Here is a 24886-nt window from a genome sequence, read left to right as displayed (position 1 = left end):
TGGAGATACAACTATCAAACGAGATAACGCTCCCGCGGCCAAAGGCAATTCTAAGAAAGCGCGGATCAACGATCAGATCGAAGCCAAGCAGGTTCGTTTAATCAACGCAGAGGGTGAGCAGGTCGGCATAGTCGCACTGAGCGATGCACTGGCTCAGGCGCAAGCCGCTACTCTTGACCTGGTGGAGATCGTTGCTGATAGCGATCCAATAGTCTGCAAGATTATGGATTACGGCAAGCATCTGTTTGAAATCAAGAAAACCAAAGCCGCTGCTAAAAAGAAACAAAAGCAGCAGCTGGTGAAGGAAATGAAGTTTCGCCCAGGGACGGAGGAAGCAGATTATCAGGTCAAGTTAAAGGCTCTGATGCGCTTCCTGGAGCATGGGGATAAGGCCAAGGTAACGTTAAAGTTCCGTGGCCGCGAGCTCGCCCACCAGGAGCTGGGGATGGAAATGATGCAGCGCATCGAGACCGACCTTGCTGAGATGGGTACCGTTGAGCAGGCTGCCAAGATGGAAGGTAAGCAGCTCACTATGGTCATCGCCCCCAAAAAGAGAAAATAGTCGGGCTTTTAGCTGCCTTGATTATTAATATTATTTACCTAAATGTGTGGAGTTTTATCACATGGCAACTAAAGCTAAAGTACACAGTGGCGCGTCAAAGCGCTTCAAAAAGACTGGCGCAGGTTACAAGTTCAAACACGCTAACAAGAGCCACATCCTGACCAAAATGACCACCAAACGTAAGCGCCAACTGCGCGGCACCAGCATCGTTGATGCTGTTGACGTACCACGCGTGAAACGTTTGTTCCGTGCTAATTAATCAGCGCTAATTGCGAATTTTGAGAGGATAGAAATATGGCCCGTGTTAAGCGTGGTGTAGAGGCGCGTCGTCGTCACAAGAAAGTATTAAAAGCTGCTAAAGGTTACTACGGTGCACGTTCGCGTACATTCCGTGTTGCCAAGCAAGCGGTTATCAAAGCTGGTCAATATGCTTACCGCGATCGTCGCGTTAAAAAGCGTAATTTCCGTGCTCTGTGGATTACTCGTATCAATGCCCAATCTCGCGCTGAAGGCTTGTCTTACAGCCAATTGATTGCTGGCTTGAAAAAGGCGAGCATCGTTCTCGACCGTCGTGTACTGGCTGATCTGGCTGTGTACGACAAAGCGGCATTTGCTGCTGTTGTTGCGAAGGCTAAATCAGCTCTGGCTGCTTAATCGTCCAACAACCTCAAGCCCGCAAGGGCTTTTGTGAACGCGATGAAAGGGGAGAGCTTTAGGGTTCTTCCCTTTTTTTATGGCTGTATTTATTTGATAGTTAACGATTCGTACTGGAAAAGCAGATGGAAAATCTCGCTGCGCTTACCCAAGAAGCGCTCAAACTCGTTGCCGATGCTCAAGATCTGACTGCGCTGGACGCAGTGCGTGTAAATTATTTAGGCAAAAATGGCAGCATCACCGCGTTGATGAAAACGCTGGGTAAATTATCGGCGGAGGAGCGTCCTGCTGCTGGTGCTGAAATCAATAAGGCCAAAGATGCCGTGCAAGACGCACTCAATGCGCGCAAAGAATTGTTAGAGCAGGCCGCGATTAACGCCAAGCTCGCCAGCGAAGTTGTTGATGTAACCTTGCCTGGCCGTGGCCAACAAACCGGCGGTTTGCATCCTGTTACTCTTACGTTGCAGCGCATCGAAGAGATCTTTGCTGCGGTCGGTTACAGTGTCGAAGTGGGTCCTGAAATCGAAGATGACTACCACAACTTCGAAGCGCTCAATATTCCCTCCCATCACCCTGCACGGGCGATGCACGATACCTTTTACGTGGATGATACCCACGTATTGCGCACCCACACATCACCAGTGCAAGTGCGCACTATGGAAAACAAGCAGCCACCGATTCGGGTTATCTGCCCTGGCCGCGTTTATCGCTGCGATTCAGACGTAACTCACTCGCCGATGTTCCATCAGGTCGAGGGGTTGGTGGTCGATAAAAATATCAGTTTTGCCGATCTTAAAGGCACCATGGATCAATTCCTGAAAGCATTCTTTGAGGCCGATGTCCCCGTGCGTTTCCGCCCGTCATATTTCCCGTTTACCGAGCCATCGGCCGAGATGGATATCCAATGTACCCAATGCCGTGGCAAAGGTTGCCGTATGTGCAAAAACACCGGTTGGTTGGAAGTGGGTGGGTGCGGCATGGTGCATCCGGAAGTGTTCAAGTCTAGCGGTGTTGATCCCGAGGCTTACACCGGTTTTGCATTCGGCATGGGCGTAGAGCGTTTGGCGATGTTGCGTTACGGCGTGAACGACCTGCGTTTGTTCTTTGAGAACGATTTGCGCTTCTTGAAACAGTTTTAACGGAATGAATGAAATATGAAAATCAGTGAATCCTGGCTGCGCGAGTGGGTTAATCCAGCCATAGGTACCGATAAATTAGTTGCCCAGCTGACCATGGCTGGTTTGGAAGTGGATGCGGTTGAGTGTGTCGCAGGCGATTTTACCGGCGTAATTGTGGGTGAAATTGTTGGCTGCGAACAGCATCCAGACGCTGACAAGCTGCGTGTTTGTCAGGTTGCCGGTTTGCCCGATGGCCTGAGTCAAGTCGTATGCGGTGCAGCTAATGCACGCGTTGGGATCAAAATCCCTTTTGCCACTATAGGTGCGCAATTACCGGGTGCCTCTCAAACAGAAGAAAAGTGGCAGATTAAAAAAGCGAAGCTGCGCGGTGTTGAATCCTTTGGCATGCTCTGCGGCCAAACCGAGCTTAAAGCGGGTGATGATGACACTGGTTTGTGGGAGTTATCTGCCGATGCTCCAGTGGGTGTGAATCTGCGTGAGTATTTGAATCTTGATGACAAGTTGATCGAAGTCGATTTGACTCCGAATCGCAGCGACTGCCTGAGTGTAAAAGGCATTGCGCGCGAAGTAGGGGTGTTGAATCGTGCTCCGGTCAAGGCGCCAGCTATTGCTCCTGTTGCCGCGAGTATTGATGACAGTTTCCCTGTGTGTCTGGAAGCTGGTGCTGCGTGTAGCCGCTACGTAGGTCGCGTGATTCGCAATATAGATATCACTCGCCCAAGTCCCGCATGGTTGCAGGATAAATTAGTCCGTTCAGGTTTGCGCAGTATTGATGCGGTAGTAGATGTTACTAACTACGTGCTGCTCGAATTAGGCCAGCCCATGCATGCGTTTGATTTGTCCAAACTCAGTAGTGCAATTCATGTGCGTCTGGCGCAGCAGGGTGAATCTGTCCAGTTGCTGGATGGGCAAGAGATCAAACTCAATGCCGACACCATGGTGATCGCCGACCAGCAAAAAGTCTTGGCGGTTGCGGGCATTATGGGCGGTAAGGAAAGTGCGGTAAGTGAAGCTACGCGCGATATTTTCCTGGAAAGTGCATTCTTCAATCCGCTGGCGATTGCCGGTCGCGCCCGCTCTTATGGTTTGCATACGGATTCATCGCATCGTTTTGAGCGCGGCGTGGATTACAGCTTGCAGCTGGATGCTATCGAGCGCGCAACCGCATTGCTGCTGGAAATTGTTGGCGGTGAAGCCGGGCCAGTAGTGCATGTCACTAACGAGCATTTGCCACAAGAGCGCCAGGTTAGCTTGCGCAAGGCCCGTATTCTTAGCGGCTTGAGTTTGGAAATGGCCGATGGCGAAGTGGTCGATATTCTTGCCCGATTAGGTCTTTCCCTGTTGTCGCAAAACGCCGAAGGTTGGGTATTTGCGGTCCCAAGTTACCGCTTTGATATTTCCATCGAAGCAGATTTGTTAGAAGAGCTGGCGCGCGTATACGGCTACAACCGTTTGCCAACAAGAAGCCTTGCTGCGCCTTTGGATATAGAGGCGCACCCTGAAGCGAAAATGGGTTTGCCTGCACTACGTAACCAATTGATCGCGCGCGGTTATCAAGAAGCGATTACCTACAGCTTTATCGAGCCAAAACTCTCTGCGTTGTTTGATCCGGAAGTGTCGCCTGTTATGCTGCGCAATCCGATCAGTGCCGATATGGCGGCCATGCGTACCAGTTTGATGCCCGGTTTGGTCAGCGTGTTGCGCAATAACCTTAATCGCCAGCAGAACCGTGTGCGCTTGTTCGAATCGGGTTTACGTTTTGTCCCCTCGGCAGATGGCCTTAAGCAAGAGGCTATGCTTGCTGGCCTTATCTACGGTAGCCGCGCACCAGAGTCCTGGGCGAATGTTGCGGAGGTTGTAGATTTCTTCGATCTCAAAGGTGATTTGGAATCGTTGCTGGCGTTAACCGGTGATGAGTCTGCGTTTACCGTTAAGGCGAGTTCGCATACAGCGTTGCACCCGGGCCAGACGGCCGAGATTTATCGCGATGGCGAGTGGCAGGGCGTTATAGGTGCATTGCATCCGAGCTTGCAGCAGCAACTGGATATTCCACAATCCGTTTACTTGTTTGAAGTACGTCTCAGTTCGCTGCTAAAAGCACGGATTCCTGCATTCGCCTCTTTGTCCAAATTCCCTGAGGTGCGCCGTGATTTGGCGCTGTTGGTCGATCGCGATTTGGCTGCCGACAAACTCTTGACGGCGGTTAAAGGTCAGGCAGGTGAGCACCTTATCGACTTAAAGGTATTTGACGTATATATGGGCAAAGGTATTGATCCACATAGAAAAAGTGTTGCAATGGGGTTGACCTTTCAGCATCCTTCACGCACTCTTAATGAAGATGAGATCAACGCCTCCATTGACTCGATTGTTCAGTATCTGGGGGTGAATTTTTCCGCTACCCTCAGATAGGGAATAATAACTATGTCGGACGGTGCTCTGACCAAAGCAGATTTGGCCGAGAAACTTTATGAAGATCTCGGACTCAATAAACGGGAAGCCAAAGAATTGGTGGAACTCTTTTTTGAAGAGATCCGCCATGCTTTGGAAAATAACGAGCAGGTCAAACTTTCTGGCTTCGGCAATTTTGAGTTGCGCGATAAAAGCCAGCGTCCGGGTAGAAACCCAAAGACGGGCGAAGAAATTCCTATCAGCGCCCGGCGAGTGGTCACTTTCCGCCCAGGACAAAAACTTAAGGCACGAGTAGAAGCTTATGTTGGAACCGAGTCATAACGACGAACTTCCCGTAATACCCGGTAAGCGATATTTCACTATTGGTGAAGTTAGTGAATTGTGTGCGGTAAAGCCACATGTGCTGCGCTATTGGGAGCAGGAGTTCCCCCAGTTGAAGCCAGTCAAGCGCAGGGGGAATCGCCGTTATTATCAGCGTCAGGATGTATTAACCATCCGTCAAATTCGCAGTCTGCTTTACGATCAAGGTTTTACCATTGGTGGTGCGCGTCTGCAGATGTCAAGCGAGAGCACTCCGTCCGAGTCGGGTCAGTTAAATCAATTAGTTGTGCGCATGATTGATGACTTGGAGCATCTGCTTGATCTTCTGAAAATTAAATAAGTTTTGCTGACTAAACAACCACTTTTTCAAGCGGTTGTTTGCTTATTGAGCAGTGGTATTAATTCTTAATTCTCTGATTGCATTGGCAATAAATTAAGGTATTATGCCGGTCCTTCGCGATGCGGGATTTGTATTTTGCATCCGTTAGAAAAATGTCGGAGCGTAGCGCAGTCAGGTAGCGCACTATACTGGGGGTGTAGGGGTCGTGGGTTCAAATCCCGCCGTTCCGACCATTTTTACATAAGATTCAACAGCTTAAAAGCCCGCTTTGTCAGCGGGCTTTTTTGTTTCTGCCATTTAGGCCCACCGTAAGGGCAATTAATAGCCTGCTAGTGGCAGGCGCTTGTGAAAGTGCTACCATGCGTCCCTATTTTATTTTCATTCCTGATTTTTCATCCCAAGCCGAGACAATAAATAGAGGTATCCTCGTGGCAAAACAACTCATGATTTATGACAATATTCAACCATTGTCATCCGATATTCATCGCAACTGGTCTGTGCAGGTTGATAATTACTCATTTGTAGCGCATATGATTTCTGCCCCTCTTCTGGCGACAGAAATCCCATTTGCAGCGAGTGAATTTCCGATTGTATTTTCAGCAACAGCGAACGAAGGTGAGTATATTCCTTTGGCGATTATGGGGCTGAAAGAGGGTGAAAACCTGTCGTTGGATGAAAACTTCCAGTTCACTTCACGTTATATCCCTGCATTTATCCGCCGCTACCCATTTGTATTGGGCGGCGATAAGGATGCGGATACCATGGCTCTGTGTATTGACGCCGATAGTAAAACCGTATTGAAAGATGGCAGTAAAGGTCGTCGCTTGTTTGAAGAAAATGGCGAGCAGTCACCACATTTAAAAGAAGTGGTAGAGTTCCTTAAGGATTACCAATACCGCGCTGAAATGACCAAGGTTTTCTGCAAGCGTTTGCATGAGTTAAATTTGCTCGAACCTATGCAGGCGAATATCACCTTTAAAGGCCGCGAAGAATCGAATATGAATTTGATGGGCTTTTATGTAGTCAAACGCGAAAAACTGAAAGCCTTGGGTGATGCAGAAGCCTTGGATTTATTCAAAAAAGACGGTTTGGAATTGATTTATAGCCACATGCAATCACTGGCCAATTTGAATCATTTGATCAGCAAAAAGTCAGCCAAGCTGGGTGTTGCCGGCTAGTAAAGCGATTCGATTCAAAAAGTAAACAGGAGCCGGGATCAGTAATGACCCCCGGCTTCTTCATTTGTGGGAAATGAAATCTTTAGGCGCTTTAGCCTGAGGTTTAACGCGTGTTGCGTTGACGAGCTACCAGCTGTTTAACTTTGCGCTCTGCGCTTGAGAATGCATCGCGAACGGCGACATGAATTGATTCATCATTTTGGGTGATTGCTAAGGGGTGGCCAACGATATCCAGCTCGATAGAGGCGCGGAATTGTTTACCTTTGTGTTTGTGGTGGTGGGGTGTATCAAGAACAACTCGGGAATGAACGATTTGGTCAGTGTAGCGACTGAGCTTTTCGAGCTTCTTGGTGATAATTTCGTTTAGTGCAGCAGATGAGTCAAAATCACGATATACAACGTCGACAGCAGGTTTCATCATATAGCTCCTTAACGTTTATGTTAGGGGGGCTGGGATTCCGCACTGAGTTCCGCGAACAATCCCGACCCTCCTTATCTATATTGATTATCTCCTGCTGAATAGCAAGTTTTTTATTAAAATTTCTTAATAACATTTCGATCTCTTGTTAGTTGTTAATGGCATTAGTGGCCATAAGCGTTAAATTTTTTGTGAAAAATCATTGGCCTTTGATCTGTTTACGCTAGTGTGGAGTAAATGCATTAACTGGATTTAAATCGATGAGATTCTGGTAGCCAATTGATTTGTATCGGCTTTTTTGTGGAGCATTTATTGTGACAAGTGATTCGGTCAAGTCAGGCAGTATTTTGATTACCGGTGGCACAGGATTTGTCGGTCGCCATCTTTGTGATTACTTGCTTGGGCAGGGGTACCAGCTTTGGGTGCTCAGCCGTAACCCTATAGCTGCGCGTAAGTTGCTGGGTGAGAGAGTCAACATTGTCGGAAGTCTGGACGAGTTGGCATCAATCGATTTTACAGCATTGATAAATCTCGCTGGTGAGTCTTTGGCGTCCGCTCGTTGGAGCAATAAATCCAAACAAAAATTCAGGACGAGCCGCGTAGATTTTACCAATAACCTGTTCGATTTTTTTGTCCGTATTGGCCGGTTCCCCAAGATTTTGCTAAGCGCGAGCGCGGTAGGTTTTTATGGAAACTGCGGTGATCGGTTGGTTGATGAGCTGGAGCATGCGGGTAATGATTTTGCGGCGCACCTATGTAGCGATTGGGAGGCAGCTGCGCGGCGGTTTGAAACCTTTGGTGTGCGAGTTTGCAGGATTCGTATTGGGATAGTGCTGGAATGTGACGGTGGTGTGCTCAAGCAAATGCTGCCTGCTTTTCGTTTGGGTTTGGGTGGGCGAATGGGAGCAGGGGAGCATTACATGCCCTGGATTCATCGCCATGATTTGTTGCGGTTGATGATTTTTTTGCTGCAGCACGAGTGTGTCTCAGGTGCAATCAACGCGGTGGCTCCCGAGTCAGTGACCAATCGACAGTTCACTGCTTTGCTTGCCCAATGTTTGCATCGTCCTGCGTTGTTGCCGATGCCGGAGTTCGTCTTGCGTCTATTGTTCGGTGAAATGGCTGATGCATTGTTGTTATCTAGCCAAAGAGTTGTGCCTACAGCAGCACTATCGGCCGGATTTAAATTTGAATACCCTCATATACAACAGGCATTTACTGCCATATTTAACAAATAATTTTTTAATATCCTCTTGAAATAGTTTTGTACATCCCTATCTCATTTGTGTGATGGCTCGGTAGAGGATCACATAACCCTTTAATGACTTGATCGCTTGGATAAGTCGATACTTTATATTGCTCAAATGAGGATATTGAATATGCGTAATTTTGATTTTACTCCGCTGTATCGTTCTGCTATTGGTTTCGATCGTATGGCTAATCTATTGGATAGCCTCTCTCGTGCAGAACAGAATCAGCCCAGTTATCCACCCTACAATATCGAACTGACGGGTGAAGATAAGTACCGAATTACTATGGCCGTTGCCGGGTTTGATCAATCTGAATTAACTCTCGAAGTGAATCAGAATAATCTTACGGTATCTGCTAATAAAGCCGCGGATGATCAGCAGCGTACTTACTTGCATCAAGGTATAGCTGCGCGCAGTTTTGAGCGTCGTTTTCAATTAGCTGATCATGTGCAAGTGAAATCGGCGAATTATGAAAATGGATTGCTGCATATCGATTTGCAGCGCGTTATTCCTGAATCCATGAAGCCGCGCACAATTCCTATTGGTGTGCAAACTGCAGAAAAACTGACAGTTGTTCCTGCGAGTGCCGATGCGGCGTAATGCTAACAGGTCTAGTCTCTGACAATAACCCCGATACCACCCGTATCGGGGTTATTTTTTATTTTTCTTCTGAAACATTTACGTACTGAATAATTTTGCGCGCACAGTATCGCGATAAGCATTCGGTGTTGTGGCTAATGTTCTCTTAAACAGTGCAGTAAAATAACCTGTGTCTTGATAGCCGACTTTGTCGGCGATTTCGCTGATTGATAAGTTGCTGGTTTTTAATAAATCTTTTGCAATGTTGATGCGAATTTCCTGTAAGTAATCCAGTGGTGTTTGCCCCAATGCATTTTTGAAGCGGCGATTGAGTGTGCGCACGCTCATGCTGAATCGAGCAGCAACTTGAGGGAACAAAATATCGCGCTGGTAATTATCCTGCAGCCAAATTTGTATCTGGGTTATGTCTTCATCTGGATGCCGATTTTCTTGCGCCTCGAAAAATCCACTTGTTTCATATGCCTGGCGAATCTCGTGAGAGAAGTGTCGCTCCACGTGGTTTGCAATCGTTTTGCCAAAAAAACGCTGGATAAAGTGCACGGTTAAATCGGCGAGTGAATTGACGCTCGCGGCGCAATACAGGTTGCCCGCTTGGGTAATGAAATATTGCCGCTTAAGATGTACGGCAGCGTAGTCTTTTTGAAACTGGTCGAAGTAATGCCAGTGAGTTGTTGCCGCTTTGCCATCCAGCAATCCTGCTTCTGCCAGAAAACAAACCCCAGTTCCAACGGCACTGATAATGGCGCCGTTTTGATACTGCTCGCGCAACCATTCCAGTGTTGTGCGATGTTGCTGTACAACCGGGCGGGGATTGCGCCATAAACCAGGGATGTAAATCAAATCGCTGGCCGGTTTGCTGGCAATAGTGAGGTCTGGCTGCCACAGCAGTCCGGTTCGGGTAGCGATGGGAGTGCTGCTTAGGCTTATGGTTTTGATATCCAGGGGGCGCTGTTGGTCGCTGGGCAGCATGCTGCGCACTGCGCTTTCGGCGGCAAGCAGCATTTCCATAGGCAGGGTGCTACTGGTGGCGAGCATGCGTTCACAGAGCAGGAAGTGAATGCGGATTGGAGGGTTTTTGCTCATTGGTTGATCGCTTTGACCAGATTGAGGTTTTGTGGCTAATTTACCATTAAGAATGACCAAATCAACAACGACAGGCAGGGTGAATGCTCCTAAACTTCCGTAAATTTTGTCGTCTTTACGATAGTGGGAGTGAGGTATGTCTTTTGCGCGTTTACCCGTGATTGTGGGTTTTGGTGGGTTTAATGCGGCTGGCCGCAGCTCTGGCCATCATGCCTATCGCCGTATGGTGATTGAGAGCCTGCAGCCAAAGGATCGCCAGGAGACTATCGCCGGGTTGGCCGTCATGATGGGATTGGTCAGTTTTGTGGACGATGCCTACCGCGATACCGAAGGTAAGGCCCTTGATCTGGCGGGCATCGAAAACCGTTTTGGCGCGCAAGTATTGGATGGCACTTTGATACGTCGTATTGATAAAACGTTTTTCGATGTCGATGCTGCCCACTGGCAGAAATCGGCGACGCTTGGTGCAGGTGAATCGCCCTTGGTCGTGGAAATGCGCAAGCGCGATTTACCCGAACCTGTCCCTGTAAATTGGCAAGTGGAGGCTATTGATGATGATCGTGTCCGCGTGACCGCCTCGTCGGGTCTTGAGGTCAAGTTCGATAGCTATCGCGACTTGCCAGTAAAATCGGCCGGACAGCTGCCGCGTGGTTTTAATCCAGGCGCACTTTACAACTCTCACTATCATCCGCGTGCTTTGCAGTTGGCGGTCATTGGTGCTTCCGATGCTATTCAGTCCACCGGGTTGGAGTGGCAGGTAGTAATGAACTCAGTAAAGCCGGATCAAATCGGTGTTTATGCTAGTAACGTGATGAGCCAGATGGATGAAAATGGCTTTGGTGGTCTTTTGCAGTCGCGTTTGAAAGGTGGTCGTGTTAGCGCCAAACAGTGTCCGTTGGGCTTGAATACTATGCCTGCGGATTTTGTTAATGCGTACATACTCGGAAGTGTTGGCCAGACAGGGGCGATTACCGGTGCATGTGCGTCATTTCTCTATAACTTGCAGGCGGCGGCAGATGATATCGCCACCGGTAAATGCCGTGTGGCAGTTGTCGGTTGCGCAGAGGCACCGATAGTGCCGGAAATTATCGATGGCTATGCAACTATGGGCGCGCTTGCAAGCGAAGAGAAGCTAAAAAAGCTGGATGGCACGGATGAGGCTGATCCTCGGCGTACCAGCCGTCCTTTTGGTGAGAATGCTGGTTTTACCATGGCGGAGGCCAGTCAGTATGTTGTCCTTATGGATGATGCTTTAGCGATCGAATTGGGTGCAGATGTGCACGGTGCGGTGGGGGATGTGTTTATCAATGCTGATGGATTTAAAAAGTCTATCTCCGCTCCTGGCCCTGGCAATTACATCACTATGGCGAAAGCGGTTGCATCGGCGCGCGCCATTCTGGGTGATGAGTCGATTCAGCAGCGCTCAATGATACAGGCGCACGGTTCCAGCACCCCGCAAAACCGGGTGACTGAATCGCAAATTTTTGACCAGATTGCGCAGGTATTTAATATCAGTGGTTGGCCCGTATCGGCGGTAAAAGCCTATGTAGGGCATTCGTTATCGGCCGCAAGTGGTGAGCAGTTAATCGCAAGCCTGGGTATTTTTAAATACGGCCTTATTCCCGGGATTAAAACCATCAGTAAGGTTGCAGATGATGTGTTTGCTGATCGCCTGCAGATATCTACAAAAGATGAGCTATGCAAGCAACCGCTGGATGTTGCCTTCCTCAATTCCAAAGGCTTTGGTGGAAACAATGCGACTGCCAGTATTTTTGCTCCCCATGTGGTGGAATCCATGTTGGCGCGCCGCTATGGTGATGCGATATTTGCTCGATACAAAGATAAACGTGAACAAGTACGCACGGCTGCATCTACCTATGATCTCGCTGCGTTGCAGGGTAATTTCGCCACCATTTACCATTTTGGTGAAGGCTTGATTGATGAGGCCCTGATCAAAGTGGATCGGGAGCATCTGAGTTTGCCGGGGTTTGCGCAGGCGATAGACCTCACCTTTACCAATCGTTTTGCGGACATGTGTGACTAGATATTGTGGTAAAAAATGCCTCACCCCATAGGTACGGGGGTGAGGTTATCCCGCTTAATGAGTCATTGGCCTATACAAAGGCCAATCTTTCCCTTAAAATGCCGCGCCTTTCGCACAGCTTATTGTGCGACTAACGATTTTTTAAACTTGAAAGTCGATTTTAACCGGGAAGGCTTGTCTTTCCCCCATAAGTAAATACAGGAAGAAGACCTCAATGGTAACTATTCGTCTGTCACGTGGTGGCTCTAAAAAGCGCCCGTTCTATCATCTGACCGTAACCAACAGCCGCAGCGCGCGTAATGGCCGCTTCATCGAGCGTATCGGTTTCTTCAATCCAGTTGCTCGTGGTCAAGAAGAGCGTCTGCGTGTTGATGCTGACCGTCTGCAACACTGGGTTGGCCAAGGTGCACAGTTGTCTGAGCGCGTTGAGCAACTGGTTAAAGAAAGCAAAAAAGCAGCTTAATTGTCTGCGAAAACAGTAAAGGCGCCTGATGTCTGCGGAATCCAATTTAGTTAATGTCGGGCGAATTACCGCTGTTTATGGTGTAAAGGGTTGGGTGAAAGTCCACTCTTACACCGAGCCGCAAGAAAATTTGTTTGAGTACCATCCCTGGTTTTTAAAAACTAAACATGGTGTCAAGCAAATTGAGATAGACGAAGCTCGTCCCCACGGCGATGCTTTTGTTGCACACATCATCGGAGTTGATGACCGCGATTTGGCTGCTCAATACACTGCTGCTGATATTGCTGTAGAGCGCGAACTCCTGCCGGAATTGGATGATGGCGAATACTACTGGAGCCAGCTTGAGGGCTTGGCGGTGTTCACTCAATTTGGTGGTGGGCGTCAGCGTCTTGGAGTGATTTCCAAATTAATGGAAACCGGCGCAAATGATGTGTTGGTTGTCGCTGCAGATGCACAGAGTATTGACCAGCGTGAACGCTTGATACCCTATGTGCCCGAGCAGTTTGTGTTGGCTGTTGATCTTGATGCTGGCGAAATGCTGGTCGATTGGGATCCCGAGTTTTAGTTTTTTAAAACTCAATTTTTTGGCGTAAACGCTGTGAGGCGAGAGGGGTAATCGTCAATTGCTTAAAATTGCGGTTGTTTCCATTTTTCCTGACATGTTTAACGCGATTGCCGGTTTTGGGATAACCAGCCGCGCGATCAAGCAAGGTTTGGTGGAGTTAAAAACAGTAACTCCACGGAATTTTGCCTATGATCGTCATTCAACGGTAGATGACCGGCCATTTGGCGGTGGTCCCGGAATGGTGATGATGGTACAGCCACTGCGCGATGCTATAGCTGCCGCAAAAACCTGGGCGGGTGATGATGCAAAAGTTATCTATCTTTCACCCCAAGGGCGCACGCTGGATCAATCTGGTGTTGTTGAGTTGGCGAGCTACAGCAATATGGTGTTGGTGGCGGGTCGTTACGAAGGTATCGACGAGCGATTGATACAAACTGTTATCGATGAGGAATGGTCCATCGGTGATTACGTGTTAAGTGGCGGTGAGTTGCCAGCAATGGTGCTGATTGACGCAGTAACACGGCTGATTCCGGGTGCCCTTGGGCATGCGCTTTCGGCAGAGCAGGATTCATTTACGGATGGTTTATTGGATTGTCCTCATTACACCCGTCCGGAAGAATTTGAAGGAATGCGTGTGCCGGAGGTATTGGTATCCGGTAATCACGAACTGATTCGGCGCTGGCGCTTGAAACAAGCGTTAGGGCGAACGTGGCTGAGAAGGCCTGATTTATTGCACGCAATAAATTTAACCGAGGAGCAGCAAAAGCTGTTGACGGAATATCGTCGTGACCTTGATACGACAAACTCTAGCTGTGAAGCTATAGACTCTTAGGAGAATATCAATGAGCAACCCAATTATTCAGGCGTTGGAAAACGAACAACTGAAAGCAAACCTCACCGAATTTTCACCAGGCGACACTGTTGTTGTAAACGTGAAAGTAAAAGAAGGTGATCGCGAGCGTGTACAGGCTTACGAAGGTGTTGTAATTGCCATCCGTAATCGTGGTCTTAACTCTGCATTCACTGTGCGTAAAATTTCTCACGGTGTAGGCGTAGAGCGTACTTTCCAAACTCACAGCCCGATGATCGACAGCGTAACCCTGAAGCGTCGTGGTGATGTGCGTCAAGCCAAACTTTACTACCTGCGTGACCTTACTGGTAAGGCTGCTCGTATTAAAGAGAAGCTGGTATAAGATTAAGTCGATATCCGTATCGATTTACAAAAAGCCGAAGTGGGAAACCGCTTCGGCTTTTTGCTTTTATACGCCTCTGCTTTCTGATTGCCTTGCCGGGGTGGAGTCGCTACAGTCGGTTTTTTTATTTCAGGTTGGAATTATGGTTGTTACCAAGCTGTTGGAGTTAACGCCGGTCCCTGCAGATATGCAGCTGATTGCTGAATATCTGGATGCCATCTGGATGGAGAAAGGCTTGAGCGACAATACCCAGGAGTCCTACAGGCGTGATCTCGCACAGTTTGCTCTCTGGTTAAATCAACAGGGGCAGCAGTTGATAAGTGCTGATTTAGCGCTAATACAGGAATATTTGAATGTGCGTCTGCAGAAAAAGCTATCGAGCCGCACATCGGCACGCTTTCTCTCGTGTGTGCGGGGATTTTATCGCTACCTCCTACGCGAGAACCGTATCAGTGAAAATCCGGTTGCCCTGGTCGATAATCCAAAATTATCTCGTCCGTTACCGAAATCTTTAAGCGAAACTGATGTCGAAGCCCTGCTTGCGGCACCTGATTTGTCTGATCCTATAGGTTTGCGCGATCGCACCATGCTGGAAGTGCTTTATGCCTGCGGCTTGCGCGTCACTGAATTGGTTGAATTGACTATGCCGCAAATTAACCTGCGTCAGAATGTGGTACGGGTGATGGGCAAGGGCAGTAAGGAGCGTTTGATCCCAATGGGGGAAGAGGCTGCAGTATGGTTAGTGCGTTATTTGCGTGAAGCGCGACCTGTGTTGCTGAATAATATGCCGGATGAAGTAGTATTTCCGAGTGCACGTGCCCAACCTATGACCCGCCAGACATTCTGGTATCGGATCAAGCACTGGGCGATGGTGGCGGGGATCAAAAAAGAGTTGTCGCCGCATACATTGCGCCACGCGTTTGCGACCCATTTATTGAATCACGGTGCTGATTTACGTGTGGTACAGTTGCTGCTCGGACACAGCGATTTATCGACGACGCAAATTTATACCCACGTGGCCAAGCTGCGGATGAAACAACAGCACGCACAGCATCATCCGCGCGGCTAGCAGTGATAACCCACGAAATAGTTACCAACTAAAACGACCAACAATTTATAAACCTGTAAGAGATATGACTATGATAAAAACATTAAAAACGCTTGGCTTTATGGCTGCAGCGGGCTTCTCTTTGACTGCCTTCATGGCTGCTCCCTATGCTGCGGCGCAAGGTGAATTGCTCAAGCGTAAAACCGTAGAAGAAACGATTTTGGAAAATTTGCACAAGGCACGCCCGGACATTAATTTTGGCCAGCCACGCCCTTCCATGATCAAAGGTCTTTATCAGGTTCAGGTTCCCGGCGGCCCAGTTCTGTATGTAACCCCGGAAGGCGATAAATTTATTGCCGGCGAAATTTTTGGTATCGATAGCACTGGCTTCGCCAAGATCGAAGACCCTTACGTTATTGAGGAGCGCAAAAAGGCGCTGGCTAGCCTCGACAGTAAAAACAGCATTAACTTCAAGCCAAAGGGGAAGGCTAAGGCTGTTGTTTATGTCTTCACCGATATCGATTGCGGTTATTGCCGTAAATTGCACAGCCAAATGCACACCTATAACGAAGGTGGGCAACAAAAGCCTGGCTACAACGATTTGGGTATTGAGATTCGCTACCTTGCTTATCCCCGCGCCGGTATTCCCAGTCCATCGGCTGATAAGTTGATTTCTACCTGGTGCGCAAAAGACAAGCAAGATGCCATGACCAAGCTTAAGTCTGACCAAGCTGTGCCTAATGCGACTTGCGATAACCCGGTTGCTGCCCAATTCCAGTTGGGCGGTCAATTAGGAGTGAATGGCACTCCGGCATTGTTCCTGCCGGATGGCAAATTGATGCCAGGATATTTGCCGCCGGAAGATTTGGCAAAAACTCTCGGAATATAAGCTTTCCGGGCGCACCGGCTCACATGGATTGACTTATCCAGCGGTGATTCCAGAGCACAATTGACACTGACGGCCACCATGAGTATGGTGGCCGTCTTTTTTAGTATTGGCGTAAAACACACTTAAATTTGACGAGGAATCCACCTTGAATCCGGTAAGAATAGGTATCTGCGGTCTGGGCACCGTGGGCAGCGGTACAGTTAATATCCTTTCGCGCAATAAGGCGCTGATTGATGCCCGCGCCGGTTGCAATATTTCCATCGTGCAAATTGGTGCGCGTCGTGACAACCCCAATTGCGATACTTCAAGGTACAACGTAACCCGCGATGTGTTCGATGTTGCTAACAATCCGAACGTGGATGTTCTGGTTGAGGTGATGGGCGGTACTACTGTTGCGAAAGACCTTATTCTCAAAGCCATTGAAAATGGCAAACACATTATTACGGCTAACAAGGCGCTAATTGCCCATCATGGCAATGAAATTTTTGCAGCGGCAAAAGCCAAGGGTGTCACTGTTGCATTTGAGGCTGCAGTCGCTGGTGGTATCCCGATTATCAAGGCGATCCGTGAAGGTTTGGCAGCGAACAAGATTGAATGGCTTGCCGGTATTATCAATGGAACCGGCAATTTTATTCTTACTGAAATGCGCGATAAGGGCCGCTCCTTTGCCGATGTATTAGCTGAAGCCCAAGCCTTGGGTTATGCAGAGGCTGATCCTACTTTTGATGTTGAGGGGATAGATGCAGCGCATAAGTTGGTGATTCTCGCCTCGCTCGCATTTGGCATCCCTCTGGAGTTCGATAAAGTTTTTACCGAAGGTATCACCAAAATTGCTGCAGAAGATGTGGTTTACGCAGAAGAGCTCGGTTATCGCATCAAAAACCTGGGCATCGCACGTCGCACCGATAAAGGTATCGAACTGCGCGTTCATCCAACTTTGATCCCTGAGAAGCGTTTGATCGCCAATGTTGATGGTGTGATGAACGCCGTGTTGGTGAAAGGCGATGCTGTAGGCGCAACTATGTATTACGGCGCTGGCGCCGGTGCAGAACCGACGGGTTCATCTATTGTGGGCGATATCGTTGACGTGGCGCGTACGCTGACTGCATCACCTGAGCATCGTGTTCCTTATTTAGGCTTCGGTGCAGATTTTGTTTCTGCGCAGCCAATCCTGCCCATTGAAGATGTGGAAACGGCTAACTATCTACGGATGTCTGCGCAAGACAAGCCGGGTGTGCTGTCAAAAATCGCCACTATCCTGAGTGATTCCGGTATTAGTATTGAAGCGATGATTCAAAAAGAAGCCAAAGATGGCGAATCAACAGTACCGCTGATTTTGTTGACCAATCAAGTGCAAGACAAAAAACTCACCGCTGCCATTCGCAGTATTGAAGCGCTGGATTCAATCACCGGTTCTGTTCAGCGCATCCGTGTTGAAGCATTGAAATAATTTTTTAAAGGTTTGCATCGTGAAATACATCAGCACCCGCGGCCAAGCGCCTGCACTCAGTTTTGAAGAAGTAGTACTCACCGGTCTCGCACCCGATGGCGGTTTGTATGTGCCCGAAACCTTGCCGAAATTTACTAAAGAAGAAATTGCCTCCTGGGCAGGATTGTCTTATCAAGAGCTCGCGTTTAATGTGATGAAACCTTTTATCGCTGGCGCAATTAGCGATGAAGATTTCAAAAAAATTATTGCGGATGCCTACGCGACTTTCCGTCACGATGCGATTGCGCCGTTGGTGCAAACCGGCCACAACGAATGGATTCTGGAATTATTCCAGGGCCCGACGCTCGCGTTTAAAGATTTCGCACTGCAATTTTTAGGTCACTTACTTGATCACTTGTTGAAAAAACGGAACCAAAAAGTCGTTGTGATGGGCGCAACCTCTGGTGATACCGGCTCTGCTGCCATCGAAGGTTGCCGTCGCTGCGATAACATCGATATTTTTATTATGCACCCGAACAATCGTGTGTCGAATGTTCAGCGCCGCCAGATGACCACAGTGCTTGCACCGAATGTATTTAATATTGCATTGGAAGGTAATTTCGATGATTGCCAGAATATGGTGAAAGCCAGCTTCGGTGATCAATCCTTCTTACCGGAAGGCCGCCAGTTGGTTGCAGTAAACTCGATTAACTGGGCGCGTATCATGGCGCAAATCGTGTATTACTTTTATGCCGGTCTTGCACTGGGTGCACCGCATCGTCCAATTGCTTTCTCTGTTCCCACAGGTAACTTCGGTGATATTTTTGCAGGTTATCTTGCCAAACAAATGGGCTTGCCGATTGATCAATTAGTGATTGCTACTAACAGCAACGATATTTTGCATCGCTGTATCAGCAGTAATGATCACAGCAAAAACCAGTTGCAACACACCTTGTCACCGAGTATGGACATTATGGTGTCGAGCAATTTTGAGCGTATGTTGTTTGATTTGTATGACCGCGACGGCAATGCGATTCGCCAGCTGATGGAAGATTTTAAATCCGGCAGCATGACCCTGAAAGAATCTGCTTTGGCGCGCGCCCGCGAATTGTTTACCAGCCATGGTGTGAGCGATGAAGTCACGATTGATGTGATTCGCTCGGTGTTTGACCGCACGGAATATCTGCTCGATCCGCATACCGCAATCGGTGTTGATGCTGCGCGTAAAACTCGCCGCCGTCAGGATATTCCAATGGTCATTCTCGCCACTGCGCATCCGGCAAAATTTCCGGAAGCCGTGCGTAAAGCAGGGCAGGATACAGATCCGGTATTGCCACACCATATGCAGGATTTGTTTGAGCGCGAAGAGCGTTACACCGTATTGCCACAAGATCTGGCAAAGGTACAGCAGTTCGTTGCGGCGAATGTGCGCAAGTAACTCATACACCTTGTGTTGATTAAACGCCGCATGGATTTATCCTTGCGGCGTTTTTATTTCTGTTGTTATTGTTATTCCATTCGAAAGTAAATTATGCAAAAAACTATTCGCCGTCGTGATTCCGTCCAGCCTGTTGAATTCCAAACGGCTATTCATCCGCTCCTGCAGCGCATTTACAGTGCGCGCGGCGTGCAGCATGAGCGGGAGTTGCAATATCAACTTGCGAATCTCCATAAACCTAATTTTAAAGGCTTGGCTGAGGCAGTAAGCCTATTGGCGGATGCTGTGGTTGCGCAGGCGAAAATTATTATTGTCGGCGATTTTGATGCGGATGGCGCAACCAGCAGTGCGCTTGCAGTGTTGGCATTGCGCGCAATGGGTTTGCACAATGTTGATTTTTTGGTGCCCAATCGTTTTGAATACGGTTATGGTTTAACACCGGAAATTGTTGCTGTGGCAGCTGCGCAGCAACCGGATGTGATCATCACCGTTGATAACGGAATCTCCAGTATTGACGGTGTACTTGCCGCGCGCGAGTTAGGTATAGCGGTGATTGTAACTGATCACCATTTGCCCGGTAGCGAATTGCCGGAAGCGGACGCCATTGTTAACCCCAACCAGCCAGGCTGTGAATTTCCGAGTAAAAATCTTGCCGGCGTCGGTGTTATTTTTTATGTGATGAACGCGCTGCGTGCCGAGCTGCGCCAAATGGGTTGGTTTGCAGAGAGCGGAATAACCGAACCTAATATGGCGAGCTTTTTGGATTTGGTAGCACTGGGCACAGTTGCCGACGTAGTGCCATTGGATTACAACAACCGTATTTTGGTTGCGCAGGGTTTGCAGCGTATTCGCGCAGGTGTTTGCCGTCCGGGAATTAAAGCGATGCTGGAAGTATCAGGCAAACAAGCCAATAAATTAGTGGCCAGTGATTTTGGTTTTGCGTTGGGGCCGCGCTTAAATGCAGCGGGGCGGTTGGATGATATGTCGCTTGGTATCCAATGTTTAATGTGCGAGAGCGAAAATCTCGCGCGTGAAATGGCAGCGCAGCTCGATGAATTAAATCGCGATCGCAAAGCCATTGAAACGGGTATGCAACAAGAAGCCATGACTATGCTGCAAAAAACCTTACAAGCGGACGCAGAGAGCTTGCCTTGGGGTTTATGTTTATTTGATGAAACCTGGCATCAGGGCGTGATAGGTATTTTGGCTTCACGTATTAAAGATAAATATCATCGCCCTACGATTGTGTTTGCCGATGTAGGTGAGGGTGAGATCAAAGGTTCCGCGCGTTCGGTTCCGGGTTTCCATATTCGCGATGCATTAGATGCGGTTGCTGCACGCCATCCGGAATTGCTGCAAAAATTTGGTGGTCACGCCATGGCGGCGGGCATGAGCTTAATGCGTGCTAATTTTCCTGCATTTGCGCAGGCGTTTGATGAAGAGGTTCGCCGTCAGCTAACGACAGATGATTTACAAGCGGTTGTGGTGAGTGATGGTGCGTTGGCCGCGCAGGACTTTTCGTTGCATATTGCCACTCAATTGCGCGAAGCAGGGCCCTGGGGGCAACATTTCCCCGAGCCGGTATTTGATGGCGAATTTTTTTTAGTGCAGCAAAAATTGGTGGGTGAAAAGCATCTAAAAATGACCCTGGCGCATGACGCACATGGGCAGCAACTAGTGGATGCCATTGCCTTTAATATAGATCCAACGTGTTGGCCTAATTCACAAGCGAAAAAAGTGCGCGTGGCTTATAAGTTGGATATCAACGAATTTCGGGGGAATACTACAGTGCAATTGCTGGTAGACTATTTGGAGTTGGCAGCGCAGTAGCGCTGCCGGTTCTTGCATTCAGGGCAATAGCTTTTCCAGTTCTGGCAACACATTTTTTACGATAAGCGGTTGGGCTTCGGCAGTAGGATGAATTCCATCGCGCTGCACTAATGTGTCATTCCCGCCGATCCCCTCCAGTAAAAAAGGAATTAATCCCAGCTGATTTTGTTTAGCAAGTTTAGGGTAAAGCTCTTTAAATTGATTGCTGTAGCGCGCGCCATAGTTGGGTGGAATCTGCATGCCTGCCAGTAATACTTTCGCCTCATTTTTTTTGCTGGCATCAATCATTGATTGTAAATTTTTCTCTAGTAATTTCAACGGTTGGCCGCGCAGACCATCGTTACCGCCTAGCTCCAGAATCACAATATCCGGGTTATGTTCGGCGAGTAATGCTGGCAGGCGTGTATTGCCACCGGAACTGGTTTCACCGCTAACGCTGGCGTTAATGATCTGTACTGCATGATTTTTCGTTAGTTCTTCCTCAAGCAGACTTACCCATCCTTGCTCTACATCTATGCCATACCCTGCACTTAAGCTATCGCCCATCACCAATATCTTTGTGGTAGCTGTTGGGTTTTGTGCATAGACAAGACTGGTGACAATTGTCAGGAGTAAAAACAGGTAAATCTTCAGTTTGTACATGGTTATCAAAATCCTATGCCAATAGAATGGAGGTATTCGTGTTTAATAAAGGTTTTTTGCTTCATTAAAGGTTACTCAATTATGTCTGCTGTTGCTATGGTTCAAGCGAATTCAGTCACCAAACAAGTTAGTACGCAAGAGGGAAATTTAACGATCCTCCACCCCATTTCCATCAGTGTGATGGCTGGAGAGTCACTTGCGATTACAGGCGCATCGGGATCGGGTAAATCCACGCTGTTAGGTATCCTCGCCGGTTTGGATGTGCCCAGTAATGGAGAGGTGATTCTGAATGGGCATAACCTGTCACAGTTAGACGAGGAGGGGCGTGCAAAAGTTCGCGCCGGCAATGTAGGATTTATTTTTCAATCATTCCAACTCTTGCCTGGTCTCAGCGCTCACGAGAATGTGATGTTGCCATTGGAACTACGCGGCGACAAAGCAGCGGGCAGCAAAGCGCGCGAATTTTTAGAGCGCGTGGGATTAGCCCAGCGCTTGCATCATTATCCCCAACAATTGTCCGGCGGTGAGCAACAGCGGGTTGCGATCGCGCGTGCATTTGCCAGTGAACCTAAAGTCTTATTTGCCGATGAGCCTACTGGCAATCTCGATAGTACTACCGGTGCGCGCATCATTGAATTGCTGTTTGAATTAAACCGCGCGCAGGGCACAACGCTAATTTTAATCACGCACGAAGAGCGTCTGGCGCAGTTGTGCAATCGCCGGATTGAGTTGGCAGCGGGCTCTATAGTCTCAGGTCGGGAGTAATTGCGATGATGCTGGCATTTAACTTATTGAGGCGAAATTGGCGCAGTGGCGAATTAAAACTATTGGGTTTTTCACTGCTATTAGCAGTTGCAGTGCTGAGCGGAATTTCCATTTTTACCAATCGTCTTGAATCGACGCTAATCAGTGAGAGCAATAGCGTGCTCGGTGCAGATTACATTGTGCGCGGTTCGCAGCCACACAATCCCGATTGGCCTGCTGCCGCAGCAAAAGACAATATTCAACAAACGCAGGCTGCGCTGTTTTCCTCTATGGTATTTGCCGGCGATGAAATGCACCTTGCTTCAGTGAAGGCAGTGGACTCGGGTTATCCTTTGCGCGGGCAATTTGAAATCAGCCGTGTACCGTTCGCGATGAATCTTGCCGATATCGAAATCGCTAAAACAATTCCTGCACCCGGCGAAGCCTGGGTCGATTCACGTTTGTTGCCGCTATTAAAAATTCAACTGGGCGACAAAGTGGCTGTCGGTGAATACGAATTAAAAGTCACACAGGTATTGATTCGTGAACCTGACAGCGCCAATCCGTTTAGCATGACTGGCGCGCGCCTGATTATGAATATTGCCGATCTGGAAAAAACCCAGGTGGTGCAACCCGGGAGCCGTGTGGATTATCAATGGTTAATTGCATCGGACAATATTGGCCAACTGAAAGCATTTGTTGATCAACTTAAACCGCTGCTTAATAAACACCAGCGCTTGATCGATATAGATTCGGCGCAAGAGCGGGTGGGGCGCACCTTAAAGACCAGCCGTCAATTTTTGTTGTTATCAGCTGTAATTGCCGTGTTGTTGGCCGGAGTGGCGATTGCGATTACCGCACGCCAATTTTCCGCGCGCCATACTGATCAAGTTGCATTGATGAAAAGTCTTGGTGCAGGTGCCGTACAAATTCGCACGCTGTATTTTTCTCAATTATTGTTATTGGGAATAATTGCTTCGCTGATTGGGTTGGTTTTTGGTGACTTATTGCAACGCACTGTGGCGACAAGTTTGCAGCAGGTGTATCAAATCCGTTTAGGCGCTGCGAGCTTTTATCCCTATGGGTTGAGTTTTTTTAGCGGCCTGATGTGCCTGGTATTTTTTGCCTTACCCGCACTTTGGTATTTGCCAGCTGTACCGCCACTAAAAATCCTGCGCCGTGAATTGGCCGTGAATATGCCGCAGGTGTGGATGCAAGCCGCTTTGGCGTTGTTTGCGGTATTGACCCTGGTGATTTTATTTAGCCGCGATCTTGAATTGGCATTGAGTATCAGCGGTGCGCTACTTACCGTTATTGTGGTTACCATTATTGCTGCATATGGCTTACTGGCCTTGAGCAAAAAAATGGTATTGCGTCTCGGTGGTTTTTGGCGTTTGGCCTTTGCCAATTTGCAGCGCCAACGCGGCCAAAGTCTGATACAAATTTTGGTATTTTCAATTGCAATTATGTTGTTGTTTACGATGACCATTGTGCGCACATCGCTGATTGAAGAATGGAAAGTACAGGTGCCGGATGATGCACCCAACCATTTTTTAGTGAACATTCCGCCTGCTGAATTATCACAAGTGCAAGCATTGCTGGAAAAAAATAAGGTTAGGCCAGAACCGCTTTACCCGATGATGCGTGCGCGCTTAACGCACATTAATGGTGTTGAGACAACGGAAGAGCAGCGCTCGCTTGCCAATGCGTTGCGCCGTGAATTAAATGTAACTTGGGCTGAAACCCTGGCGGCAGATAATAAAATCCTCGAAGGATTTTGGTGGGATAAGTGGCAGCGCAGTGCTGCGAATTTACCGGGTGTGTCAGTTGAGGTGGATACCGCAAAAGAAATCGGGTTAAAAATTGGCGATAAACTGCAATTTTCATTTGGTGGTTTATTGCTAGATGCGGAAGTCGCGAGTTTCCGCAGCCTTGATTGGCGTAGTATGCGCCCAAATTTCTTTTTTATTTTTGAACCGGGTTCATTGGACACATACTCACCTACATTTATCACCAGTATCTATTTGCCGACACAACAAAAATCGTTTATCAATCAGCTGTTGCTAGATCATCCAACCATTCTAGTGATGGAGCTTGACCGGATTATCGAGCAGATCCGCAGTATCATCGACCAAGTCAGCGATGGTGTTTTATTAGTGCTGTGGTTGACCTTGATTGGCGGTTGTCTGGTATTGCTGGCGGCGGTAATGGGCAGTATCGCCGCGCGCAAACAGCAGGCAGGTTTGTTGCGTGCATTGGGCAGTCCACGCCAATTAATTGTGGGGAGTATCTGCGCCGAGTTTGCCATTCTCGGTTTTCTGGCGGGGCTGATTGCCATTGTTGGAACCGAACTACTTTTGATTAGTTTGCAAAAATTTGTGTTGGAAACGGCGATACAGCCACACTATATTTTTTGGCTAATATCCCCTCTTAGCGGTGCCGTGTTCGTGTCTGCGCTAGGCTATATATGCTGTCGCCATGTAGTGACAACACCTCCCGCTGTTGTATTGCGTGAGGCTGCTTGATTTCCCATCCATCCAGCTTGTTTTACGGAGGCGGAAATCTGCCTCTGTGTTTTTAACAATACAGTCACATAATAGAAACTCATTATGAAATCTGCACATAGACAGGTACCCCAAAGCCGGGT

The 24886-nt window shown here is 48.3% G+C and carries 25 protein-coding genes and 1 tRNA gene; 23 read left to right on the top strand and 3 right to left on the bottom strand.

Annotated features, from left to right (window positions below; all coding sequences use genetic code 11):
• Nucleotides 1-13: 13 nt before the first annotated feature.
• The 9 genes from infC to B4E62_RS06675 all read left to right on the top strand — a co-directional run bounded on the left by infC (nucleotide 14) and on the right by B4E62_RS06675 (nucleotide 6603).
• A complete protein-coding gene (gene infC, locus B4E62_RS06715) occupies nucleotides 14-562 on the top strand; it encodes a translation initiation factor IF-3 (protein ID WP_081489679.1) in 549 nt (182 codons plus the stop codon).
• A 61-nt stretch (nucleotides 563-623) separates the two neighbouring features.
• The gene (gene rpmI, locus B4E62_RS06710; protein WP_310073855.1) at nucleotides 624-821 is read left to right on the top strand and encodes a 50S ribosomal protein L35; all 198 of its coding nucleotides are present in this window, start codon (nucleotides 624-626) and stop codon (nucleotides 819-821) included.
• Nucleotides 822-856: 35 nt separating this feature from the next.
• Nucleotides 857-1216 carry a 50S ribosomal protein L20 gene (rplT, locus tag B4E62_RS06705; protein WP_133685253.1) on the top strand — a complete coding sequence of 120 codons (360 nt, stop codon included), beginning with the start codon at nucleotides 857-859 and terminating at the stop codon, nucleotides 1214-1216.
• 125 nt (nucleotides 1217-1341) lie between these two features.
• Nucleotides 1342-2355 (top strand): phenylalanine--tRNA ligase subunit alpha, encoded by a 1014-nt coding sequence (gene pheS / locus B4E62_RS06700; protein ID WP_331351551.1) that lies wholly within the window; start codon nucleotides 1342-1344, stop codon nucleotides 2353-2355.
• A 15-nt stretch (nucleotides 2356-2370) separates the two neighbouring features.
• Nucleotides 2371-4764 carry a phenylalanine--tRNA ligase subunit beta gene (gene pheT / locus B4E62_RS06695; protein WP_331351550.1) on the top strand — a complete coding sequence of 798 codons (2394 nt, stop codon included), beginning with the start codon at nucleotides 2371-2373 and terminating at the stop codon, nucleotides 4762-4764.
• 12 nt (nucleotides 4765-4776) lie between these two features.
• Complete coding sequence (ihfA, locus tag B4E62_RS06690; RefSeq protein ID WP_007642205.1) at nucleotides 4777-5085, top strand: integration host factor subunit alpha; 309 nt, start codon at nucleotides 4777-4779, stop codon at nucleotides 5083-5085.
• Nucleotides 5066-5425 carry a MerR family transcriptional regulator gene (locus B4E62_RS06685; RefSeq protein WP_310073876.1) on the top strand — a complete coding sequence of 120 codons (360 nt, stop codon included), beginning with the start codon at nucleotides 5066-5068 and terminating at the stop codon, nucleotides 5423-5425. The genes ihfA and B4E62_RS06685 overlap by 20 nt, the downstream gene beginning before the upstream one ends.
• A gap of 156 nt (nucleotides 5426-5581) precedes the next feature.
• Nucleotides 5582-5658 (top strand) — tRNA-Pro (locus tag B4E62_RS06680).
• Nucleotides 5659-5853: 195 nt separating this feature from the next.
• Nucleotides 5854-6603 (top strand): SapC family protein, encoded by a 750-nt coding sequence (locus B4E62_RS06675; protein ID WP_310073878.1) that lies wholly within the window; start codon nucleotides 5854-5856, stop codon nucleotides 6601-6603.
• Between the two features lie 103 nt (nucleotides 6604-6706).
• On the opposite strand, the gene B4E62_RS06670 is transcribed toward B4E62_RS06675, so the two are convergent.
• A complete protein-coding gene (locus tag B4E62_RS06670; protein ID WP_374725280.1) occupies nucleotides 6707-7024 on the bottom strand; it encodes an HPF/RaiA family ribosome-associated protein in 318 nt (105 codons plus the stop codon).
• Nucleotides 7025-7335: 311 nt separating this feature from the next.
• On the opposite strand from B4E62_RS06670, the gene B4E62_RS06665 reads away from it, so the two are divergent.
• Complete coding sequence (locus B4E62_RS06665) at nucleotides 7336-8259, top strand: TIGR01777 family oxidoreductase (RefSeq protein WP_331351549.1); 924 nt, start codon at nucleotides 7336-7338, stop codon at nucleotides 8257-8259.
• A gap of 141 nt (nucleotides 8260-8400) precedes the next feature.
• Nucleotides 8401-8871, top strand: a complete 471-nt coding sequence (locus B4E62_RS06660) for an Hsp20 family protein (RefSeq protein ID WP_331351548.1) — start codon at nucleotides 8401-8403, stop codon at nucleotides 8869-8871.
• A gap of 78 nt (nucleotides 8872-8949) precedes the next feature.
• On the opposite strand, the gene B4E62_RS06655 is transcribed toward B4E62_RS06660, so the two are convergent.
• Nucleotides 8950-9954, bottom strand: a complete 1005-nt coding sequence (locus B4E62_RS06655) for a GlxA family transcriptional regulator (protein WP_310073887.1) — start codon at nucleotides 9952-9954, stop codon at nucleotides 8950-8952.
• A gap of 136 nt (nucleotides 9955-10090) precedes the next feature.
• On the opposite strand from B4E62_RS06655, the gene B4E62_RS06650 reads away from it, so the two are divergent.
• From B4E62_RS06650 to recJ, 10 genes are all read left to right on the top strand, one after another.
• Entirely contained in the window at nucleotides 10091-11998 is a 1908-nt protein-coding gene (locus B4E62_RS06650) for a beta-ketoacyl synthase (RefSeq protein WP_310073892.1), read from the top strand.
• 214 nt (nucleotides 11999-12212) lie between these two features.
• Nucleotides 12213-12461: a 30S ribosomal protein S16 gene (rpsP, locus tag B4E62_RS06645; protein WP_133685243.1), complete on the top strand. Its 249-nt coding sequence runs from the start codon at nucleotides 12213-12215 to the stop codon at nucleotides 12459-12461.
• Nucleotides 12462-12489: 28 nt separating this feature from the next.
• Nucleotides 12490-13026: a ribosome maturation factor RimM gene (rimM, locus tag B4E62_RS06640; RefSeq protein WP_310073899.1), complete on the top strand. Its 537-nt coding sequence runs from the start codon at nucleotides 12490-12492 to the stop codon at nucleotides 13024-13026.
• 58 nt (nucleotides 13027-13084) lie between these two features.
• Complete coding sequence (gene trmD / locus B4E62_RS06635; protein ID WP_310073902.1) at nucleotides 13085-13858, top strand: tRNA (guanosine(37)-N1)-methyltransferase TrmD; 774 nt, start codon at nucleotides 13085-13087, stop codon at nucleotides 13856-13858.
• A gap of 10 nt (nucleotides 13859-13868) precedes the next feature.
• Complete coding sequence (rplS, locus tag B4E62_RS06630; RefSeq protein ID WP_007642187.1) at nucleotides 13869-14219, top strand: 50S ribosomal protein L19; 351 nt, start codon at nucleotides 13869-13871, stop codon at nucleotides 14217-14219.
• Nucleotides 14220-14361: 142 nt separating this feature from the next.
• Nucleotides 14362-15288 carry a site-specific tyrosine recombinase XerD gene (gene xerD / locus B4E62_RS06625; RefSeq protein ID WP_310073905.1) on the top strand — a complete coding sequence of 309 codons (927 nt, stop codon included), beginning with the start codon at nucleotides 14362-14364 and terminating at the stop codon, nucleotides 15286-15288.
• Nucleotides 15289-15358: 70 nt separating this feature from the next.
• Complete coding sequence (locus B4E62_RS06620) at nucleotides 15359-16156, top strand: DsbC family protein (protein ID WP_331351547.1); 798 nt, start codon at nucleotides 15359-15361, stop codon at nucleotides 16154-16156.
• Between the two features lie 145 nt (nucleotides 16157-16301).
• Nucleotides 16302-17606: a homoserine dehydrogenase gene (locus B4E62_RS06615; protein WP_310073908.1), complete on the top strand. Its 1305-nt coding sequence runs from the start codon at nucleotides 16302-16304 to the stop codon at nucleotides 17604-17606.
• Between the two features lie 19 nt (nucleotides 17607-17625).
• Nucleotides 17626-19023, top strand: a complete 1398-nt coding sequence (gene thrC, locus B4E62_RS06610) for a threonine synthase (protein ID WP_310073910.1) — start codon at nucleotides 17626-17628, stop codon at nucleotides 19021-19023.
• Between the two features lie 93 nt (nucleotides 19024-19116).
• Nucleotides 19117-20853, top strand: coding sequence for a single-stranded-DNA-specific exonuclease RecJ (recJ, locus tag B4E62_RS06605; protein WP_310073911.1), 1737 nt, complete (start codon nucleotides 19117-19119; stop codon nucleotides 20851-20853).
• Between the two features lie 18 nt (nucleotides 20854-20871).
• Here recJ and B4E62_RS06600 read toward each other — a convergent pair whose 3' ends face one another.
• The gene (locus B4E62_RS06600; RefSeq protein ID WP_310073912.1) at nucleotides 20872-21495 is read right to left on the bottom strand and encodes an arylesterase; all 624 of its coding nucleotides are present in this window, start codon (nucleotides 21493-21495) and stop codon (nucleotides 20872-20874) included.
• Between the two features lie 81 nt (nucleotides 21496-21576).
• On the opposite strand from B4E62_RS06600, the gene B4E62_RS06595 reads away from it, so the two are divergent.
• Both B4E62_RS06595 and B4E62_RS06590 read left to right on the top strand, forming a co-directional pair.
• The gene (locus tag B4E62_RS06595) at nucleotides 21577-22260 is read left to right on the top strand and encodes an ABC transporter ATP-binding protein (RefSeq protein WP_310073913.1); all 684 of its coding nucleotides are present in this window, start codon (nucleotides 21577-21579) and stop codon (nucleotides 22258-22260) included.
• A 5-nt stretch (nucleotides 22261-22265) separates the two neighbouring features.
• Nucleotides 22266-24764 (top strand): ABC transporter permease, encoded by a 2499-nt coding sequence (locus B4E62_RS06590; protein WP_331351546.1) that lies wholly within the window; start codon nucleotides 22266-22268, stop codon nucleotides 24762-24764.
• Nucleotides 24765-24886: the final 122 nt, after the last annotated feature.

The organism is Cellvibrio sp. UBA7671, from assembly GCA_002483145.1.
In the GTDB taxonomy this organism is placed as follows: domain Bacteria; phylum Pseudomonadota; class Gammaproteobacteria; order Pseudomonadales; family Cellvibrionaceae; genus Cellvibrio; species Cellvibrio fibrivorans.
The sequence above is the reverse complement of the archived record's forward strand: the minus strand, read 5'-3'. Positions and strand labels throughout refer to the sequence as shown.